The sequence below is a fragment of the Dokdonia sp. Dokd-P16 genome, assembly GCF_003095655.1.
Lineage (GTDB): Bacteria > Bacteroidota > Bacteroidia > Flavobacteriales > Flavobacteriaceae > Dokdonia.
The window spans coordinates 1172708-1189933 of the sequence record NZ_CP029151.1 but is presented as its reverse complement, the minus strand read 5'-3'; the positions used below and the strand labels follow the sequence as shown (position 1 = coordinate 1189933).

The 17226-nt window shown below is 36.2% G+C and carries 17 protein-coding genes; 7 read left to right on the top strand and 10 right to left on the bottom strand.

Annotated features, from left to right (window positions below; translation table 11 throughout):
• Positions 1-19 precede the first annotated feature (19 nt).
• The 4 genes from DCS32_RS05330 to DCS32_RS05315 all read right to left on the bottom strand — a co-directional run bounded on the left by DCS32_RS05330 (position 20) and on the right by DCS32_RS05315 (position 4654).
• Positions 20-1024 carry a vWA domain-containing protein gene (locus DCS32_RS05330; RefSeq protein ID WP_108877322.1) on the bottom strand — a complete coding sequence of 335 codons (1005 nt, stop codon included), beginning with the start codon at positions 1022-1024 and terminating at the stop codon, positions 20-22.
• On the bottom strand, positions 1024-2688 hold the full coding sequence (locus DCS32_RS05325; protein ID WP_108877321.1) for a hypothetical protein: 1665 nt from the start codon (positions 2686-2688) through the stop codon (positions 1024-1026). Before DCS32_RS05325 ends, DCS32_RS05330 begins: the two co-directional genes overlap by 1 nt.
• Before the next feature lie 32 nt (positions 2689-2720).
• Positions 2721-3587, bottom strand: a complete 867-nt coding sequence (locus DCS32_RS05320; RefSeq protein WP_108877320.1) for a DUF58 domain-containing protein — start codon at positions 3585-3587, stop codon at positions 2721-2723.
• Positions 3588-3649: 62 nt separating this feature from the next.
• Positions 3650-4654: an AAA family ATPase gene (locus tag DCS32_RS05315; protein WP_108877319.1), complete on the bottom strand. Its 1005-nt coding sequence runs from the start codon at positions 4652-4654 to the stop codon at positions 3650-3652.
• A 168-nt stretch (positions 4655-4822) separates the two neighbouring features.
• On the opposite strand from DCS32_RS05315, the gene DCS32_RS05310 reads away from it, so the two are divergent.
• From DCS32_RS05310 to DCS32_RS05280, 7 genes are all read left to right on the top strand, one after another.
• Positions 4823-5689, top strand: a complete 867-nt coding sequence (locus DCS32_RS05310; RefSeq protein WP_108877318.1) for an aldo/keto reductase family oxidoreductase — start codon at positions 4823-4825, stop codon at positions 5687-5689.
• 26 nt (positions 5690-5715) lie between these two features.
• Complete coding sequence (locus DCS32_RS05305) at positions 5716-6465, top strand: SDR family NAD(P)-dependent oxidoreductase (RefSeq protein ID WP_108877317.1); 750 nt, start codon at positions 5716-5718, stop codon at positions 6463-6465.
• A gap of 27 nt (positions 6466-6492) precedes the next feature.
• On the top strand, positions 6493-7629 hold the full coding sequence (locus DCS32_RS05300; RefSeq protein ID WP_108877316.1) for an ATP-binding protein: 1137 nt from the start codon (positions 6493-6495) through the stop codon (positions 7627-7629).
• 18 nt (positions 7630-7647) lie between these two features.
• Positions 7648-8376, top strand: a complete 729-nt coding sequence (locus DCS32_RS05295; protein ID WP_108877315.1) for a metallophosphoesterase — start codon at positions 7648-7650, stop codon at positions 8374-8376.
• Positions 8377-8457: 81 nt separating this feature from the next.
• Positions 8458-9651 carry a sensor histidine kinase gene (locus DCS32_RS05290; RefSeq protein WP_108877314.1) on the top strand — a complete coding sequence of 398 codons (1194 nt, stop codon included), beginning with the start codon at positions 8458-8460 and terminating at the stop codon, positions 9649-9651.
• Complete coding sequence (locus tag DCS32_RS05285) at positions 9648-10235, top strand: NUDIX domain-containing protein (RefSeq protein ID WP_108877313.1); 588 nt, start codon at positions 9648-9650, stop codon at positions 10233-10235. The genes DCS32_RS05290 and DCS32_RS05285 overlap by 4 nt, the downstream gene beginning before the upstream one ends.
• A 22-nt stretch (positions 10236-10257) precedes the next feature.
• The gene (locus DCS32_RS05280) at positions 10258-10602 is read left to right on the top strand and encodes a hypothetical protein (protein ID WP_108877312.1); all 345 of its coding nucleotides are present in this window, start codon (positions 10258-10260) and stop codon (positions 10600-10602) included.
• Between the two features lie 2 nt (positions 10603-10604).
• Here DCS32_RS05280 and DCS32_RS05275 read toward each other — a convergent pair whose 3' ends face one another.
• The 6 genes from DCS32_RS05275 to DCS32_RS05250 form a co-directional block, all read right to left on the bottom strand.
• Positions 10605-13298 (bottom strand): outer membrane beta-barrel protein, encoded by a 2694-nt coding sequence (locus DCS32_RS05275; protein WP_108877311.1) that lies wholly within the window; start codon positions 13296-13298, stop codon positions 10605-10607.
• An 88-nt stretch (positions 13299-13386) separates the two neighbouring features.
• Positions 13387-14130 carry a GLPGLI family protein gene (locus tag DCS32_RS05270; RefSeq protein ID WP_108877310.1) on the bottom strand — a complete coding sequence of 248 codons (744 nt, stop codon included), beginning with the start codon at positions 14128-14130 and terminating at the stop codon, positions 13387-13389.
• Positions 14131-14352: a hypothetical protein gene (locus DCS32_RS05265; RefSeq protein ID WP_108877309.1), complete on the bottom strand. Its 222-nt coding sequence runs from the start codon at positions 14350-14352 to the stop codon at positions 14131-14133.
• 550 nt (positions 14353-14902) lie between these two features.
• Positions 14903-15649 carry a GLPGLI family protein gene (locus DCS32_RS05260; protein ID WP_108877308.1) on the bottom strand — a complete coding sequence of 249 codons (747 nt, stop codon included), beginning with the start codon at positions 15647-15649 and terminating at the stop codon, positions 14903-14905.
• Positions 15650-15721: 72 nt separating this feature from the next.
• A complete protein-coding gene (locus DCS32_RS05255; protein WP_108877307.1) occupies positions 15722-15913 on the bottom strand; it encodes a hypothetical protein in 192 nt (63 codons plus the stop codon).
• A gap of 264 nt (positions 15914-16177) precedes the next feature.
• Positions 16178-16909 carry a GLPGLI family protein gene (locus DCS32_RS05250; protein WP_108877306.1) on the bottom strand — a complete coding sequence of 244 codons (732 nt, stop codon included), beginning with the start codon at positions 16907-16909 and terminating at the stop codon, positions 16178-16180.
• Between the last annotated feature and the right edge of the window lie 317 nt (positions 16910-17226).

Genomic DNA, 17226 nt, shown 5'->3' with positions numbered 1-17226 from the left:
CTTGAAGCGCTATTTATTTTTAAACAAAACTCTTGAATACTGTATACTTCAACAGTAATTCTATGAGTAATAGTAACCCAGCGAGTAACACAAGCGGGCGATATTTTTCTTCGTAGTTTGTGTATTTAAACTCCTCTACATCTGTACGTTCAAGCTTATCTATCTCATCATAGATTTCTTGTAGTTTCTCATTATTAGTTGCTCTAAAATATTGCCCACCCGTGGTGGCTGCAATTTCTTCTAGTAGCTCCTCATCAATGGTTACTTGGATGTTTTCATACACAAAAGTTCCATTTGCATTCCGAGCGTACGGCGATAACGCCATCCCGTTTGTTCCCATCCCAATGGTGTATACTTTAATGCCAAACTCTTGAGCAAGCTCTGCAGCGATACGAGGATCTATTTGTCCTGCGTTATTCTCACCGTCTGTCATTAAAATAATCACCTTGCTTAGTGCCTTGCTGTCTTTAAGACGGTTTACACCCGTAGCAAGTCCCATACCTATGGCAGTTCCTCCTTCTATAATATTGTTATATTGAATGCTTTTTAGCGCACTTAGTACAATACTCTTATCGCTGGTAATCGGTGTTTTTGTAAAACTTTCCCCTGCATATTCTATAAGACCTATACGATCATTAGGACGTCCATTTATAAAACTAGCCGCTACTTTTTTAAGCGCTTCTAGTCTATTAGGGCGTAAATCTTTTGCTAGCATACTTGCAGATACGTCTATCGCAATTACAATATCAATACCCTTTGTAGTTTTTGTCTTTGTAGATACCTCCACATTACGAGGTCTCGCTAATGCAACGATTATTAAGCTTAATGCAGCAAGGCGTAATATGAATAATAATGGTCTTAGCTTAGGCAGTAAGCTGCTTCCAGTTTTAAAACCTTTAATGCTTGAAAGCTTTACTGCTGGAGTTTGCTTCTTGCGTTTCCATATATACCAAGCAATGGCAACTGGCAGTGCTAGAAATAGCCAGAAAAACTCAGGATTAGTAAATTCAAAATTGCTTAGCATTAGTTCTCTTCTTTTTCTTTAGCCTGGAGTTCGATACTTTGCATCACGCGCTCTGCGATTTCTTTTCCGTAAGGGTCTTCATCGTGCCAACTAATAAATAGTTGCTGAATCACATTTTCTGCTTGAAACGTTATGAATGCATACTCTCCAGCATCTACTGTTCCTTTTTCTTGATCAATAACCTGCGAGCCGCTACCAAAAGTTTTTATTCCTTCTGCACCATTTGGTGTAGCAAACTTCTCACTCTTAAGAATATCTGCAGAGAATCCGTTTGCTTCAAACATAGCAAGTTGGCTAGATATCAATTGTTCCACTTTTACATCGGCTCCTTTTGGGAACTTGAATTGGTACACACCAATAGTCACATTTGCAGGAAACGTTTGCCATCCAAATGCCGTTGCTTCAATCTTTCCTTGAGCCTCTGGTGGTAATGGAACTTCTTGACGTGTAAGAACCTTTGGAGTACTTACAACCATAGAAGGGATGCCGTATTCACTCGTGATCCAGTTACCTTCGGCGAGCTCTCTTGTCATGTTTCCAAAAACAAAATCCTTCACTTCACTATATCCTTTAATAGCGATTCCTATACCTGTAGCGAGTAATAAAATTGCGAGGATACCGCCTATTCCAGAAAGCCAAAGTTTCCTTTTACGCTTTCGCGAAAGCGCCTCTCTATAATCCTCCTGCATCATTAATTCCTCAACAGTAGGAGGTGGTAATGCTTCTCTTGTTTGTTTTACAATATCTTCTACAGCAAGTCTATCTGCTTGTGCCTTTCCTTCTGGCGGATTCACACGCGCAAATTTTACAAGGTCTGCACGTTTAAAAATATCTTTTATACTAGCGATAGTATGCTTGCTAAAATCTATATGACCACTAGCACGTTCCATCTCAAGACGTGCAATAAGCTCGTCTGTGGTGCTTTCCATAGAGCGATCATACACCTTTTCCTCATAATAGCGGCGTATCGCATCTGTGAGTACAGAGTAGTATTCTTTGTATTTTGCTTCGGCTATGAGGTTTTTACTATCTAATGCTGTAAGCGTAGCCATTGCCTGTTCAAAAGGAGGGATGTATTGCTCTGCTTCTTTTTGTTTCTTGTTGCGACGTAATAACCACCATAAAAACAATGAAATCGCTACCACTACTGGGATAATCCATAATAGATACTTCCACCAGTTGCTATAATCTCTGGGTAGGTCTATAATAGGTTTAATGTCATATAACCCCTGATTTACGGTGTCAAGAATTACATTATTTACTTCTATAAGAAAGGTATCTGTCTCGACCGTTCTTGTACCTATGATAACTTTTTGTTTTGGGATTACATAGCGACCACTGTCAAACTGTGTCAAGCCATATTTTTTTATAAGCTTCATTCTAGCAGATGTAGAACTTGCTGTATCAATCGCATAACTCTCAATAACCTCCAGCGGACTAAACGTCTGCCCTTCTGGAAAAATAACAGCTTCACCATCATTTGCTAGCGCCTCAATCGTATAATTGATTTGCTGACCTATGAGAATACTTGTAGAATCTATGGTTGCACGCACATCATCTTGCGCCTGAACTTGAAGTGAAGAAATAAATAGCAATAAGAATAACGATAACGCACGAAGAATCGCATTCTTAGGAGTTGTTATGTATGTTAAGTTGTTATTCATTAATTGTTGTAATCTAACTTTTTATTTTAACCTTATCCTCTTCTCTTAAAATAGCCTAGTAACTTCTTTACATAGCTCTCATCTGTCCTTACGTCTATCACTCCTGCACCACTACGTTTAAAGGTTTCTTTAAAATAATCTACACGTTCTCGGTAATAATTAGTGTAATCGTTACGCACCTTTTTTGAACTTGTATTTACAAGCATGAGCTCACCAGTTTCTTCATCTTCCATCTGTACAATACCTAGACTTGGAATGCTTTCTTCACGCTGATCGTAAATGCGTATGCCTGTAATATCATGTTTATTTGCAGCGATTTTCATCGTTTGCTCATAGCCATCTGTTATAAAATCTGAAAGCACAAAAACAATTGCTTTCTTCTTCATTACATTACTCAAGTACTTAATAGCTTGAGAAAGATCTGTTTTCTTAGATTTTGGCTTAAACTCTAGTAGTTCGCGTATGATTCGGAGTACGTGCGACTTTCCTTTTTTAGGAGGTATAAATAATTCTATCTCATCTGTAAAAAGGATGAGACCTATTTTATCGTTATTCTGCATGGCGCTAAAGGCTAGCGTCGCAGCAACTTCTGTAACAATCTCGTTTTTGAATTGCTTATCTGTACCAAAAAATTCTGACCCAGAAACATCTGCCACGAGCATCATGGTGAGTTCGCGCTCTTCTTCAAAGACTTTAATGTAAGGCTCGCTATAGCGAGCGGTTACATTCCAATCTATATTACGCACATCATCACCAAATTGATATTGTCTCACCTCAGAAAAAGTCATACCACGTCCTTTAAACGTTGAGTGGTACTCGCCACCAAAGATATGATCAGACAGTCTACGTGTCTTTATCTCAATCTTGCGTACTTTCTTTAAGAGTTCCTTAGTATCCAATGGTTCTTGTTGCCTTTTATGTAATAAATATGAGGTTTACAAATGATCTTTAAATCTAAAGACTATGGTACTTCAATCTGATTTACAATCTTGTTAATGATATCTACAGAGGTGATATTTTCTGCTTCTGCCTCATAAGTGATTCCTATACGGTGGCGTAAGATATCGTGTACTACGGCTCTTACATCTTCTGGAATTACATATCCTCTACGCTTTATAAAAGCATAACACTTTGCAGCAGTTGCAAGGTTAATACTACCACGAGGAGATGCTCCAAAATTAATAAGAGGTTTAAGATCTGCTAATCCATAATTTTCTGGGTAGCGAGTTGCAAAGATGATATCAAGAATGTACTTCTCAATTTTTTCATCCATGTATACTTCTTTTACGGCTTCTTGTGCTCGTAGTATTTGCGCGACTGTAACTACAGGATTTACTTTTTCGTAAGAGCCCTTTAAATTTTGGCGTATAATGAGTTGTTCGTCTGCTATTGTTGGGTAATCAATTACCGTTTTAAGCATAAAACGGTCAATTTGTGCTTCTGGAAGTGGGTACGTACCTTCTTGCTCTACAGGGTTTTGAGTTGCCATTACTAAGAATGGTTTATCAAGAATAAAGGTTTCATCACCTATGGTTACCTGCTTTTCTTGCATTGCCTCTAGGAGTGCAGATTGTACTTTGGCAGGAGCACGGTTAATCTCATCTGCAAGCACAAAGTTGGCAAAAATAGGACCCTTCTTGATGCTAAAGTCTGCAAGCTTCATGTTATAGATAAGTGTTCCCACTACATCTGCTGGAAGTAAATCTGGAGTAAACTGTATACGAGAGAAAGACCCGTCTACCGCTTGTGCAAGCGTGTTTATGGCTAGTGTTTTTGCAAGTCCTGGCACTCCTTCTAGAAGGATATGACCACGACCTAAAAGACCTATGAGTAAACGCTCGATCATGTGTTTTTGACCTACGATTACCTTGTTCATTTCCATTGCGAGAATGTCTACAAAGGCACTCTCTCTTTCTATCTTCTCATTGATAGCCTGTATATCAATAGCAGTAGTATTTTCTTCCATAATTTCAAATTCTATTAAGCAGATACTTCTAACGTCGCAAAATCACATTTTATTCCAATAAAGCTTGTTAACATTTGGTTAAAAATAAAGGAAAATAAAGGGCTTCGCACACATTTAGCTAGTTTTAGAAGTAGTAATTTTATTCAGAACGCAAATTAAAAAACGATAATGAAATTTTCAAGAATAATTCAAGGTTGCATGACGTGGGGCGTGTGGGGTAAGCAATTCAACGAGCAGCAAATGATTGAGACCATGAATCATTGTATTGATCAAGGTGTTACCACTTTTGATCATGCAGATATTTATGGTGATTACACGACTGAGGGTGAATGGGGTAACGCTTTCGCGAAAGCGAATATCTCCAGAGACCATATACAAATCATAAGCAAATGCGGTATCCAAATGAAAGGCGATGCACGAGCAGAAAATACCATCAAGCATTACCAATACGATAAAGAGTACATCATCTCAAGTGCCGAAAGGTCACTGAAAGAGCTGCGTACTGAATACCTAGATTTATTTTTATTACACAGACCTAGTCCGCTACTTGAGCCAGATGAAGTGCACGAGGCAGTGAGCCAATTACAACACCAAGGCAAGATTAAGGATTTTGGGGTATCTAATTTCACACCGAGAGGCATAGACTTAGTGGCAACAAAAAGTAAGGTAAGCGCAAATCAAATTGAGATTTCTATCACTGAGCGTTCTTCACTTACAGACGGAACGCTAGATTATATAATGGCACATCAAATCACGCCCATGAGTTGGAGTCCGCTAGGTTCTGTTTTTAGAGAAGACACTCCGCAGAATATTCGTATCAAGAATAAACTGAAAGAATTAGGTGCTAAATATGACGCTACAGATGACCAATTATTACTTGCATGGTTACTCAAACACCCTGCAAATATTCATCCGGTTATAGGCACTACTAGTAAAGACCGCATCACAAATGCTGTACAAGCAGTGGCTATAAATCTTGAAAGAAAAGATTGGTTTGAACTGCTGGAAGCTAGTACAGGAGAAGAAGTTGCGTAGATTATAAATAAAAATTCTCAAAAGAAATGAAAACAGCACTTATAACAGGCGCAACCAGCGGGATAGGTAGAGCCACAGCAGTACGCTTTGCAAATGAAAATATAAACCTTATTCTCTGCGGGCGACGTCAAGAAGAACTTGACACGCTCAAAAATGAATTAGGAAAGCTAGTCAAGGTACATACACTCAACTTTGACGTGCGAAGTAATGAGAATGTGCAAAAAGCCATATCTAATCTGCCAGAAGATTTTAAACACATAGATATTCTTATCAATAATGCGGGTAATGCTCACGGACTAGACCCTATACAAACAGGTTCTATAGAGGATTGGGACGCGATGCTTGACATTAATGTAAAAGGATTGCTTTATGTGAGCAAGGCGATCATCCCACAGATGACAGCACGTAAAAGCGGACATATAATCAACATAGGGTCTACCGCAGCAAAAGAAGTGTACCCTAATGGTAATGTGTATTGCGCAAGTAAGCATGCCGTAGATGCTATTAATCAAGGGATGCGCATTGATTTGAACAAACACAACATTAGAGTAGGAGCGGTGCATCCTGGAATGGTCGAAACAGACTTTAGTAAAGTTCGCTTTAAAAATGATAACGAGCGAGCAGATAAGGTGTATCAAGGTTTTGATTGCCTACAGCCAGAAGACATTGCAGATATTATTCACTTTGTAGTATCAAGACCTTATCATGTAAATATTGCAGATCTCGTAGTGCTTAGTACGGCACAAGCATCTAGTACTATTGTGAATAAAAGTTGATTGCAAGCTGACTAATAAAATAATGTGATGATCAATAAACGCCTTCTCGTAAAGAACTTACTCGCTCATCACGACGAGAATAGTTTTTATGACAAAAAGCGTAAGATTGACATCAGTAACAAGGAAGGGAAAGCAAAATTTTTAAAGCATATTTGTGCGCTTTCCAATAGTAACCCAAAGAACAATTCTTTTATAGTAATAGGCGTAGATGATGGTGAAAATACTATTATAGGTGTTCCATTTTTTGATGACAGCAAGTTGCAGAATCTCATAAATGCATACTTAGATAATCCTCCTATAATATCTTATGAGAATATCCCTTTTCCTACGTTGCCGCAGGATAAAGTAGTGGGACTTGTTACCATACGAGCACAAGATAAGCTTACCGCATTACGGCGTAATATCTGGAAATACTGGGGCGGCACGGTCTTTTTTAGAGATGGTAGCATGTCTATGCCTAAGACGTTCAAGTCGGATATTGTAGATGTAAATAGTGAGATTGTTGCGGCAATAGAAAATCACGCAAAAAACAGCATAGGTCTCACGCTAGATGGTGTAATGGACTTTGTAAATCATCGTCATAAGGACATGGAGAGCACTTACAAGGTGTTTAAAGAACAGTTTGTGCTATGCTGGGCTGGAAATAAAAAAGTGGTTAAAGGTCAGACGTATTACTCTCGGGTGGATATAGAACTCATTAATGAACAAGTAAAGCTATTTTACTCAGCGCTAGATGAGGTAACTATTACTTATGATGAGGATTGTTTTAAAATTCAAGAGTTTGTGCACTTGGGAGTACAAGACCAATTTAAATATTATCCACTAGAGGAGGTGGTGATACGCTTTCGCGAAAGCGGTACTTATACAATCGATACCAAGCTTATTTTTGAGCCACCAGTGATTGATAAAAAGACATTGTATCACATTTTTAATAACAACAATGTTATTTTCTATAAGCTGAAACGCGGGATAAACCTAAATCAAGGGGAGTGGAATGATTTATATAATCTAGCTAATACCTACTTGATTTGTTATTTTAATGGTTTTGAAACTGCGATACAGAAGTTAGTAGATTTAAAACCTTATTTAAAAGTTTTAGATGGTGCTGTGTACGGGAGATACAAAGAGTCGATGCGTATTTTAAGAAAGGTGCGTTATGAATAAAAAAGAAAGAAAAAGAATATGAGAACATTAGTTTTCGGAGATATACATGGAGGTTATAGAGCCTTAGTGCAGGTAATGGAGAGAGCAAAAGTCACTCAAGATGACTACCTCATTTTTTTGGGTGATTATGTAGATGGTTGGAGTGAGAGTGATGCAGTGATAGATGAGTTAATGCGCCTTAAAAAAGAACACAAAAAAGTCACTTTAATACGCGGTAACCATGATGATCTTGTGCAGCAATGGCTAGAAGGAAAAACAATGTCTCCTAAGTGGTTACAGCATGGCGGGCAAAGCACAATAGATTGCTATGGGAAGAGATCTGCCCAAGAAATTAAAGAGCATATTGAATTTTATAAGACTTTTGAGGATTACTATCTAGATGATAAAAATCGGTTTTTCTGTCATGCGGGTTTTCAAAATTTAAACGGTCCAGAATACGAGTGGCATAGTACTGCATTTTATTGGGATCGTACACTTTGGGAAATGGCTTGTGCAATGAGAGAAGATCTTAAAAAGGAAGATCCGTTATACCCTAAACGTTTACAGCTATTTGAAGAGATTTATATAGGCCACACACCTACAACGCGCATTAATTCCTTAGTGCCTGTAAATAAAGCAAACATCTGGAATCTTGATACTGGAGCAGCTTTTAAGGGGTCGCTTACGGTAATGGATGTGGATACAAAGGAGTTTTGGCAAAGTGATCCACTTCCATCATTATATCCAGATGAAACTGGTAGAAATTAATAGTTAGTATTGCAAGAAGCAATTAATAAGGAGGTCCGGCGTTTTTATTTTCTCCCGTATCTTTAACACAAAGAATACTTTATGAACTTCAGCGCCCAGCCGCACATTGCGAGATGGTTTATTATCATCGCTTCGCTTATCATTACCACACTCATCTTGTGGAATGTGTCGCTGTTTTTTGATCAGCTCAAAGATGCAGAGCGTTCTAAAGTAGAGATTTATGCTGCAGCTTACAGAGCGTTTGCAAATACGAGCGATGTTAATCTAGAAACTAGAAACAGAGATACCCGTATTATTTCTGATGAGCTTATATCTCTACAGCAATTTATAATAGGTGATAACAGAACGATCCCTATACTTTTATACAGCATAGAAGAAAATCACTACACACCTAGAAACATTAATAAAGAAGATAAACTCTCGCAAGAAGATTTTAAACGACTTGCAGAAGAGTATGCGCTCATTAATGAGCCTATTGTAATAGGGTATGACGGAGTTGATAGTCAGATTTTATATTACGGAAACTCATCTGTTATCAATCAGCTTAAGTATTTTCCTATTGCGCTTATTGTGATTGTCATTCTTTTTGTGGCATTGATTTACTTCTATTACTTAACCTCAAAAGCAGGAGCTCAAAATCTACTTTGGGCTGGTATGGCAAAGGAAACTGCACATCAAATAGGCACGCCGCTTTCATCCCTTGTAGGCTGGACAGAAATTCTCAAAACAGAAAATGTAGATCCAGATTATATTGCAGAGATGACTAAGGATATCAATAGGCTAGAGACCATTACAAATCGTTTTAGTAAAATAGGCTCTGTCCCAGATCTAGAAGAAGTAGATATCATAGCAGAAACACAAGAAGCCTATGATTATTTGAGTAAGAGAAGTTCAAAACTCATAAACTTTACTTTAGACGTTCCTCAAGGGGAGTTGCCTGTAATGCTCAATAAGGAGCTGTACGGGTGGACTTTTGAAAACCTCATTAAAAATGCGATTGATGCCATGAAAGGTAAGGGAGCATTGACCATCGCAATTTCACGTGACACGAGATTTGCCAAAATTCTAATTACAGATACAGGTAAAGGAATCCCAAAATCTAAGTTTAATAATATTTTTGAACCAGGTTTTACTACAAAAAGACGTGGCTGGGGTCTTGGACTTTCCCTCGCAAGACGTATTGTTGAGGAGTATCATGACGGACGCATAAGAGTACTAGAATCAGAATTGAACAAAGGAACCACAATGCAAATCTCCCTACGACTCGCCGAATGAATACACGTGTAAAAAATATAAAGGAAGAAATTATAAGTGATCAGTGGGCAACGCTTAAAAAAGTCCATTTTGACTATCAGAATGAAGATGGCTCTTGGGATCAGGTGCGCCGCGAGGTTTATGATCGTGGTGATGGAGCTTGCGCGCTGCTTTATAATGTAAAAAGGCAAACGGTATTGCTCATCAAACAATTTAGACTGCCAGCTTATCTTAATGAGCACGATGGTTTTCTCGTTGAGGCATGTGCAGGGATGATAGAAGATGAGATCCCAGAACAAACGATTATTAGGGAGATAGAAGAGGAGATGGGGTATCGCATTGATAACATTACAAAGGCGGGTGATTTTTTTATGACTCCTGGCTCAAGCACAGAGCGCATTCATATGTTTCTTGCGTCATATGAGGAAGAGCAAAAAGTTAGTAATGGCGGTGGTTTGACAACAGAACATGAAGATATCACTGTGATTGAGTACGCTTTCGCGAAAGCGTTAAAAGCATTAAAAAATGGAGAGATTAGAGATGCAAAAACCGTAATCTTGCTGCAACATTTGGCGCTTTCTGGAATCATGGAAAGATCTAACTAGCCAAATACATCGTACTTCTTTTATGACAACCGAATTAAAGACCATACAAACGACTATTTTACAGTGCAACTGCCCAGAATGCTACAGTAATAGTGGGCTAGAGTTGAGCTTCAAGCAAGAGTGGAAAGATACTTTCTGGGTCAAAAAAGCGACAGATGTGGTGCGTGAAGAGATATACTGCAAGCACTGTGAGTTTCCTATTTATCCCGTAAAATGGACCGAAGATATCGAGCGTCTCTATGAGTACAACCTAAAACGCGCCGAAAAAGAAACCTTCTTTAAAGTAAAATCACAAACCTATGTGATAGGGGCAATAGCTGTAGCAGTTATCGCTATTGTGGTTTTTGCGTTGATTAGTAGTTTGTAATTTTAAAATCCGTAGGCTATTTTAAACAGTACCGTACGTTCTTGTATAAATGTACGAGTGTCACTTACAAGAAATTGATTAAAGCTATTTTCGTTTTTAAAGCGAGTGTCAAATATATTATCTACATCGATAGTAAACGTCCAGGGGCTGTCTTCTTGAGCATATAGCAGAGATGTATTTCCTAGTGAAAACCTATTAATCTGACTAAGTGTTTTATTCTCGTAGTATGTAAAGTTATAATCTGCATCAATCACAAAGTCCTTAAAAAATCGATACTCTAGATGTACGGATGGATTGATCTGAGTAAAGTTTGTGCTCGTAGTTGCAGACTCAAATATATTAAAACGCTGGTTCCAATTGAATTCAACGTTTGGTGCATTTTTAAAGCGGGTTTCTAAGCCTAAAGAATACGAATAGCTTTGCGATTCAAAATCTTGAAGTACCGTGTTTATCACACGCGAATAATCTGATAAGGATGCGGTGCTTCCTACCTTTACCTTATAGTCTCCTAGTAGTTTTGTGTATTGAAAATTACCGCGATAGCTATTTTCTGGTAGCGAAGTATAGACAAGTGTATTAATTTGATCGATACCTTCTATCACAGTATTGTTTCTAATGGATTGTAGCCTGTTTGTATAATTAAAACCAGCATTTAAGAAGGTTCCCTTAAATAGACTAAACTTACTATAGGTAATCCTGGCGCTATGATATAACTCATTTTCTAGCCGCTCATTACCTGTAAATACTTGATTAAAGGTGCTAAGCCTCAATCTATTTGCAAACTGGCTTGCTTCTCCAAAACGTGAGTTGAGATTATAGCGCAGCTTCACTTTATGTGAGCTGTTAAGTTCCCAGTCTACGCTGAGCTCTGGAAGTACTACAGTTTTTCCAGTTTGACGAAGCTCGGTGTCCAGCTGCTTTATTTTCCAATCATAATAGTGATAGAAGATACCAGGTTTAAATATAAATTTACCTGCTTTTGCTTTGTACTGCATCCCTGCATAGGTGTCAGAAAGGCGATAGTCTAGGTCGTTATTAAATCCAGCAGCGGTAAAGTTATTAGTACTATTTTCTAGCTCTTGAGAATCGCTAGTATCATATTGCTGGTCAATGTAGCGTATGCCAGCTTCTGGGTAGATGTGGTGAAAACGGTGTAACACCCAGTAGTGCTTTACATTAAAGTTGAGGTCATGCCCCTTGTTTTTGCGCACTTGGTCAAGCAGGATAGCATCCCCAGTATTTTCTATAGGAATGATACCTGTAAATATAGGTCTATTAAATTTCCAATCTCCTCGAGTATCAGTATCTACATATTTATGACTTAGATGTATAGATGTAGTGTGCTTGGGAGTAAATTGTTTATTAACACTTAATTTTTGCGTAATATCTGAGGAGCTTGGAATGTTTTTTTGATTTAAAAAGGTACTCTCTGTAGCTGTAAATGAATCCAAAGAAGAGTTTCCCTCACCACTATTAGTTTTTAAGAATACTTCATAGTTCATATCAAGGTTTTCTTCTCCTATGTAGCGTAAAGAAGCTTTAGTAAGACTAAAGAACAACTTGTTATTTTGCATTGTGGTACGTTGCTCATCTATGTTTTGACCAGATAAATAGGTAATACTATTTTCTTGACGCGTTTTTAAGTCGCCACCAGATAGGATGGTATAACCACTAAGGTCAAGTTGAGGAGTTAAGGTCTGGTTTATAGATAACGCGCCAAAGTTATTTCTATTAAATGTAAAATCACGTTGTGATAAGAATCTTGCAAACTCATCATTATATAATTTAAAATAGGCACTAGGATCTTCTGCTAGGCGAGAAAAGCCTCCCTCAAAGTCTATATAATCTTTAGTGGTGAATGACTTCTTACCTATATTATTAAAGTCACCTATAACATTTACGCTCGTTTTTGGACTATAATAAAATAAGGTAGGGTGCAATAGATAGCGGTCTTCTATACCGCCACCTGTCTCTAATTCTCCAAAGGCAAATTTCTTTTTACCATCTTTAAGTTTAATATTAAGAGCTAGTTGCTCGCTATCACTTAACCCTTTTAAAAATGACACCTCATTATAATTATCTAGCGCCTCTATCTCATCTATGACTCCAGCGGGAATATTGTTAACTCCCAGTTTTTCATCACCTGTAAAAAATTCTTTGCCGTCTACAAGAAGTTTAGTTACTTCTTTCCCATTTACAGTAACATTACCGGCGCGGTCTACGTCTAGGCCTGGTAATTTTTTAAGTACGTCACGTAGCTTACGTTCTTCACCCGTTAAGAATTTTTCTGGGCGGTACGTGATGGTGTCTTCCCGTATTTTAATGGGTGTGCGCTCTGTGAGAATAATCTCTTCAAGGCTTTGGGTAGATGGGGTTAAGATGATGTTTCTTGTGGTATCTTGTGATAGTTTTATAGTGTCTTTATAAGTATTAAATCCCAGATAGCTTATCTCCATTATATACGATATGTTCTCCTTAAGAGTAACTTGATAAAAACCCTCTTGATCTGTGATGGAGAAACGTACTTTATCTTCGTTTTGAATAGTAGGGAAGAAGAGGATGTTTGTATTAGGTAAAGGACTTTGCAAGGTGTCTAGTGTTTTACCATTTAATACAACTGTTTGAGCAAATGAAGAAAGTCCCACTAGTAAAAGTAGGACCGTAACTGAGGAGTTCTTTAAAACTTGATTGAGCAAATTAGATTTTAATTTTATTGATTGTTAATATATCCTAATTAGCTGATTCATTGAAAGCTTCTCTTTTATTGAGCAATATGCTAATAAACTATTTTTTATTATTCAAGCGAGATAAAGGATTATTAGCACTAAAATAGGCGACAAATTCTTTGTGTGATTTTATTTTTTTGTTTTTTAGGTTTATCTCTCTTAGTGTGTTTTTATTTTCTTCTATACTAATCGCGGTGAATTTCATTTTCTTATTTTCTAGCTCTAATAAAAGTCCAGGCAAAGTAGCATATGCGGTTGGACCACCTTTCAAGGATAATTCAGGACAGAACCAGGCAATTGTGGGTACTGCGAGTTTATATTCTTCATCTAGGGACACTATTTTACCTAGTGCTTTATAGCATTTATATCCAAGGATATATTTAACGTCATCAAGAATCTCCCATTCTATATTACTTGTTGAAACACTTCTCAACATATTATAACTTAATGACTCATAATAGGATGTTTGCCGGCTATAATCTGTGAAGATTAGTTTTCCATTTAAAGCCATCGATAGCGTTAGATTTTTTAGAGTGCCTCCATTAAAATCATTTTCCAATTTTTCTACATAAGAAACGATATTTAAAACACCATTTGTTTTTACTTGAATATCAATGTTTTTTAAGCTGTTGTTTATACGTTTGGTAAGTAAAGTCATATTATTACTATACTCCGAATCAGTAGCTGATTTAAATATTGCAGTTCCTCTATAATTAATAATGGTATGCTGACTTGAAAGATTAAGGCTCCAAACTAAGTTGAAGCCTATGCAAATTAGATTTAATATACGTCTGTATGTCATTTATTCAACATTTGCAGTAAAAGCACTAGTTCCTCCATTTTCATAGGTGCATGTTTCAAAAGTATCAGCATACGCATTTGTAGCGAATTCTTCGCTGAACCCCCAATATAGCGCTGAATAATACGACCATTCAGCAAGACCGTCACAGTCTCCGTTATCTGCAGCAGTAAATGAACTCATAGTAATAAAAATTACAGCTAATGGTAAAATCAATTTTTTCATAATATATTGGTTTTTAGATTAATGAGTTTCAAACCTAAAAAAAAAACGAACCAACAAAGAAAAATCTTACAAATAGTTTAGAAAGTTAGAAATATTATTGATTGAAGTACAGGTGTTTGCGTGTTTTTATGCATCTAAAGTCCTTCTCTTATTGAGAAATATGCTGACAAACTATTTTTAATTTAATTTTTCAATCGAGATATTGGATTATTAGCACTAAAATAGGCATTCCATTCTTTGTGAGATAAGATGTCTTTAGAGTCATAATCGGGAAGTATTAATGAACTTTCTTTTTTATGTTTAATACTTACCGCTGTAAATTTTACTTTTTGACTTTCTAATTCTAAGATGATTCCAGGCAATGTGGCATAAGCTGTTGGTCCACCTCTAAAGTTTAATTGAGAAGTAAACCACGTAATTGTAGGTGGTGTGTTTGTCTTCTAATGAAGAATCTAATATTGCACTTGATTTAACTTTAGCAAGCAGTAAAGCGTTTCAATGAGTAAGCACTAAGCCTACAAAATACTTGATAGTTGGGATTGTATGTAAGTTAACCTTTCCTGTTTAAATAATTTTTCTTGGCTATTCTAGAGGCTTCCTCTTCTAGAAGAATAGTCTTCGAAGGTATTTTTATTTTCTTGTTGGCTCCTTTTTTTAGAGATATTTTTTCAGCTTTGTAATTTAAAAAACCGTTATTAGTAGTTAGTTCAATAATGAGACCAGGCAATCCGTTGTAAGTTGATGGTCCTATAGGTAAAGAGATTTCTTTTGTATACCACGCAGTGATAGGAACTTCTTGTTTTCCAGAGCTATTTTCTACAATTTTCGACGAGGTAGCTTTAAAGCAAATTCTATTATTAATTAACTTTGATTCACTAAATAGTTTCCACTTTAATGGTGACGCTAGTATTAGTACATTACTATACCCTGGTCTTTGTATAAGAAGAGAATCTTTATATAGTTTTGTGTAAACAATATCATTCCCTTTAGATAAAAGCTTTAAAGAATTTAAACTTAAACTATTTTTTTCGTTTTCTAGAGTTGTAATTCCTTTAGACACAGAATGTTCTTCGTTAAAAGTTACAATAAATCTAAATTCATCTCCTTTTTTAAAGCTATCTTCTATCATTTTTTTGTTGCTTCTAGTCGTATTTATAGTATTTAACTTTTCTAAGATAGAAGAGTTATCTGCAACAACTATATATTCTACCATACCGCTAGTCATCTGACTATACATCGTATTAGATATAAAAAAACAAAAAAATAGGAGGCAATAAATAATTACAAGTTTCTTCATAATTCTTTCTTTGAATATGTAGGGTATTTTATTAAAACACCCTACATGTCAAACTTTTTGTTTAAAATTAGACTATTGTTGGTTACAATATTTTCCAACGCAAGCATAAAATAGATCAGCTTCATATTCGAAATCTCCTCCTGATGCGTTTGCACCAATTGTAGCGAAATCAGCACAAGCTTGTCCACAATTCACAACTGGAGCTAATGCGAAAGAACTCATAGTAATAAAAATCACAGCTAACGGTAAAATTAATTTCTTCATAATATATTGGTTTTTAGATTAATGAGTTTCAAACCTAAAAAAAAAAACGAACCAACAAAGAAAAATCTTACAAATAGTTTAGGAAGTTTGATATATTATTGATTGGAATACAGCTGTTTGCGTGTTTTTGTACTTGTGAAGTCCTTTTATTATTGAGAGAGGTACCATCAAGTATTATTGGAATTTTTTAATATTTCTTTTCTAAATAAAAGAAAAAAGATTTTGCTTATACTACTACAAGATGAGAAGCAGCAAATTAAAATCTTAATTATTATCTATAAACTTACCAGTTAAATCCTTGATTAAATTATGATACTCATTTGACGTCATAGCCTTAGAATCATCTATCTTATTTATATCAGGGTTTTTTATATCTTCTAATTTTTCAATAGTTACTATAGCTCCTTTTAATTCTACCTCGGCAATGAGACCAGGTAAACCCATAAATATGTCTGGCCCTCCAGAAATTGGAATTGAAGGTACATACCATGCTATTACTGTGACTTCCTTGTTTTTAATTGGGTCAAAATAGGTTCCAACTGCTTTATAGGCATTAAGGTTTGCTATAGTTTTCTCTTCATTAATTAATTTCCATTTAAAATCAATAAAATTTGTTTTGACAATAAAGTCTTTATCAACCAAGTCTTTAACAAAAGTCATTTGCTTATTTGAATAGTTACTATAAATCTCTTTGTTAAATGAGGTAGTTTTTTTAGCTAAATCAAAATAGATTTGGTCAAGACTTGTACTCTCTCCTATGCTAAAGAAATCATCTGCGCTAAAATAGGAGCTTTTCTCATTTATGGTAAGTGTATAACGTACGCTTTTTGCAGCATCTAGAAGTTTTTGTGACATTTGTTTTGCTTGCATGCTTAAGTTGTCAATAGACCCATGAGGTATCGTCTTGGAGATAAAGTAAGAAACTTTATACCCATCTTGAGAAAAGATGGGCATTGTAAACATAACTAAGATAAAAAATATTATATTTTTTTTCATATCTGATGTTGGTTACTGTTGTTGAGCTTCACAGTAGGCAACTAAGCGATTAAAATCACCTACATTACTTATGTTAACACCTCCATAAAAATATGTGAATAAACTATGAGCTCCCTCAAAGCAGATTGAATCCGGCATTTGAGGTCGTTCATTTGATATATCCTCATTGTGGCTTATTGTTGCGAAACTTCTTATGCTAGATAGATTGTTGAGGCAAGTAATGATTCCTTCATAATATATTGATCTTTACATTGATGAATGTCAAACATAAAAAGAAAAAGCAATCCAGCAAAGAAAAATCCTACAAATAGTTTAGA

Coding starts and splice junctions, on each gene's coding strand:
- DCS32_RS05330 (WP_108877322.1), bottom strand. CDS start 1,024: ATGCTAAGCAATTTTGAATTTACTAATCCTGAGTTTTTCTGGCTATTT.
- DCS32_RS05325 (WP_108877321.1), bottom strand. CDS start 2,688: ATGAATAACAACTTAACATACATAACAACTCCTAAGAATGCGATTCTT.
- DCS32_RS05315 (WP_108877319.1), bottom strand. CDS start 4,654: ATGGAAGAAAATACTACTGCTATTGATATACAGGCTATCAATGAGAAG.
- DCS32_RS05310 (WP_108877318.1), top strand. CDS start 4,823: ATGAAATTTTCAAGAATAATTCAAGGTTGCATGACGTGGGGCGTGTGG.
- DCS32_RS05305 (WP_108877317.1), top strand. CDS start 5,716: ATGAAAACAGCACTTATAACAGGCGCAACCAGCGGGATAGGTAGAGCC.
- DCS32_RS05300 (WP_108877316.1), top strand. CDS start 6,493: ATGATCAATAAACGCCTTCTCGTAAAGAACTTACTCGCTCATCACGAC.
- DCS32_RS05295 (WP_108877315.1), top strand. CDS start 7,648: ATGAGAACATTAGTTTTCGGAGATATACATGGAGGTTATAGAGCCTTA.
- DCS32_RS05290 (WP_108877314.1), top strand. CDS start 8,458: ATGAACTTCAGCGCCCAGCCGCACATTGCGAGATGGTTTATTATCATC.
- DCS32_RS05285 (WP_108877313.1), top strand. CDS start 9,648: ATGAATACACGTGTAAAAAATATAAAGGAAGAAATTATAAGTGATCAG.
- DCS32_RS05280 (WP_108877312.1), top strand. CDS start 10,258: ATGACAACCGAATTAAAGACCATACAAACGACTATTTTACAGTGCAAC.
- DCS32_RS05270 (WP_108877310.1), bottom strand. CDS start 14,130: ATGACATACAGACGTATATTAAATCTAATTTGCATAGGCTTCAACTTA.
- DCS32_RS05265 (WP_108877309.1), bottom strand. CDS start 14,352: ATGAAAAAATTGATTTTACCATTAGCTGTAATTTTTATTACTATGAGT.
- DCS32_RS05260 (WP_108877308.1), bottom strand. CDS start 15,649: ATGAAGAAACTTGTAATTATTTATTGCCTCCTATTTTTTTGTTTTTTT.
- DCS32_RS05255 (WP_108877307.1), bottom strand. CDS start 15,913: ATGAAGAAATTAATTTTACCGTTAGCTGTGATTTTTATTACTATGAGT.
- DCS32_RS05250 (WP_108877306.1), bottom strand. CDS start 16,909: ATGAAAAAAAATATAATATTTTTTATCTTAGTTATGTTTACAATGCCC.